The organism is Marisediminitalea sp., from assembly GCF_984433645.1.
Genome location: NZ_CFIDRX010000293.1, coordinates 1 through 2,446, shown reverse-complemented (window position 1 = coordinate 2,446; position 2,446 = coordinate 1). Strand labels below are relative to the sequence as shown.

4 protein-coding genes are annotated in these 2,446 nt (G+C 51.2%); all 4 read right to left on the bottom strand.

Features of this window, described 5'->3' with window-relative positions:
• Positions 1-389, bottom strand: a 389-nt coding sequence (locus AC4MRN_RS20495; RefSeq protein ID WP_491204371.1) for a macro domain-containing protein, incomplete at its 3' end; no start/stop codon positions are given.
• Between the two features lie 10 nt (positions 390-399).
• Entirely contained in the window at positions 400-963 is a 564-nt protein-coding gene (locus tag AC4MRN_RS20490; protein ID WP_073324716.1) for a pyridoxamine 5'-phosphate oxidase family protein, read from the bottom strand.
• A complete protein-coding gene (locus AC4MRN_RS20485; RefSeq protein WP_491204370.1) occupies positions 960-1,751 on the bottom strand; it encodes a TatD family hydrolase in 792 nt (263 codons plus the stop codon). The genes AC4MRN_RS20490 and AC4MRN_RS20485 overlap by 4 nt, the downstream gene beginning before the upstream one ends.
• Before the next feature lie 10 nt (positions 1,752-1,761).
• On the bottom strand, positions 1,762-2,446 hold a 685-nt coding region (locus tag AC4MRN_RS20480), incomplete at its 5' end, for a DNA polymerase III delta subunit-related protein (RefSeq protein WP_491204369.1).

The following is a 2,446-nucleotide window of genomic DNA, read 5'->3' as shown; positions in this document are numbered from 1 at the left end:
GTGTGGGGATATCCGTAAACACCACAGGAAATTGCCGGCACCGCAATGGTTGTGCAGCCCAGCTTAAGCGCGAGTTTAAAACTATTGGTATAAGAACGGGTTAGTGTTTCAGCGGGTTCAGGATCGAGGGCATAAATAGGGCCCACTGTGTGAATAACGTAACGGGCAGAGAGTTTACCGGCTTCGGTATACCTGGCTTCACCGAACGGGCAACGGACGCCATCGACGTCAGGGATATGCTTGCATGCTTCCAGCAAAGCAGGTCCGGCAGCCCGATGTATAGCCCCGTCAACGCCCCCGCCTCCCAATAACTGCGGGTTCGCCGCATTTATTATGGCGTCTACGTTGGCAAGGGTGATGTCGCCGGCAAACAAGGATACAGACATCATCGAGCTCCGGTTAAGGAATAATGGTTTCGAGTTGCCATTGTTCACCGTCAAGGCGGTAACGTTCCCGGGTTTGCGGATTGCCCTTCAAACTCAGGTAATCGACATTGGAAATATCCAGTCTCACCACCCCAAACTGCGATGGTGGCTTGTCTGTAGCAGTCTGTTCCGCGACCAACGCTTGTTCTGGATTTGCCCGCAATTCACCGGGCTTGCCCCACAAAAACTGCGCCTTGGCGGGCTCAGATAATCGCTCCCAGTGCTGTTTACACAAGGCCTCATCACTTTCCATGGTCAACAGCGCACAACTCACCGTAAAGCGATACTGCTCTCGGGTTTTCGCGATGTACCAACACACCGCTGCATGAGGATTGTGTTGAAGGTCTTGCCACTTTTGACTGCGGGTATCGGTGATCAACCACAAGGCATCCCGATTTTCATCCAGTCCTCTGCAAACCACGGTGCGATTGTGTAAACTGCCATCGGGTGACTGCGTGGCCAGCTGAAAATAGCGACTTTCCGGCGTGCTGCGAGTTTGATACAGACTCTTTACCAGACGCTGCCGCCAGACACTCATGCGCTTGCTACTTTCTCAGTTGAAGTTGCCAACGAAAACAGGCGGTAAAAATTCGCCGTCGTTGCTTCGGCCAGGGCTTTTGTCGAAATACCCCGTAAGTTAGCAATAAATTCAGCAACCTCAACCACGTAACCGGGCTGATTCGGCTTACCGCGATACGGAACTGGTGCCAACCACGGAGAGTCGGTTTCGATGAGCATCCGCTCAAGGGGAATCGCTTTGGCCACTTCCTGTAATTCAGCGGCAGATTTAAAGGTCACAATGCCCGACAAGGATATGTAAAACCCAAGCTCGATGGCAGCTTCTGCCATTGCAAGATCTTCTGTAAAGCAGTGCAATACGCCCTGCGTGCCGGGTGCAAGGTGTGCTTTTAATAGTTCAATGGTTTCCTGACGCGCGTCACGGGTATGAATGATCAGCGGTTTACCCGTTTCATTGGCCACTCGGATGTGATCAATAAACGACTGTACCTGTACCTCCCGGGTATCTGCACTGTAGTAATAATCGAGGCCGGTTTCACCAATCGCGACGACCTTGTCATCGCTGGCTGCGGCAAGCAACTCTTCGTAACTGCAGGCTTCATCCTGATGTAACGGGTGCACACCGCACGACACAGAGACATCATCAAACTCAGCGACCGTTTCTACCATCATTGGGTAATCATTGACAGAGACAGACACACACAAAAAGTGTTCTACACCGCGACGGCGGGCAAAATCCAGCGTTTCGCGCAATGCTTCAGGTGATTTGTCTAAACGATCTAAATGACAATGTGAGTCAACAAACAAAATTGGCCTCTTACTGTTGAATAAGTTGAGAAAAGAGTTGGGTTAGCAGCAATGTTTTGTTGATTCCCGGGTGCTGAGCCCGCCGGGCAAACCCGATACATTGCTGATACCGCTCGAAGTCACTGCTACGTAACTGCGCGCGATACTGATCATGATAATACTGCTGGCACCAGTCAATAACGAGTTCTGCACTGCCCTGCCACTTAGCCGCAATTGCCGTGATATCGGCTTTGCCCGACAACATGTCAGCCAAACCATCGGTAAATTCACGATAGGACAAACCCGCTTCATCCTGCAGCGCACTCAACACTCTGAGTGGCGCATTGCCATAGGCTTGCAACAGCGCTTCTGTCACATCAATGTCGCCCTGAGTAGCGAGCCAGTTTAAACTTTGGCTAACGGACGGCAACGCAAGTTGATGTTTTTCACAGCGACTTAAGATGGTAGGCAACAACGCGTTAAGATTACTGGTGATTAGGGTTAAGTACGTGTTGTCGGTGGGCTCTTCGAGGGTTTTAAGTAACGCATTCGAGGCCGCCTCGGTCATCTTGTCGGCCACCGGTATCAACAACACTTTGTGACGCCCTATCTGAGCGGTGGAATTTAACTTGGCGATACCACTTCGAATAGCGTCAACACCAAGTTGTTTTTCACTTTCTAACACATGATGGTCAGGATGAGTCCCGGCGCTGACG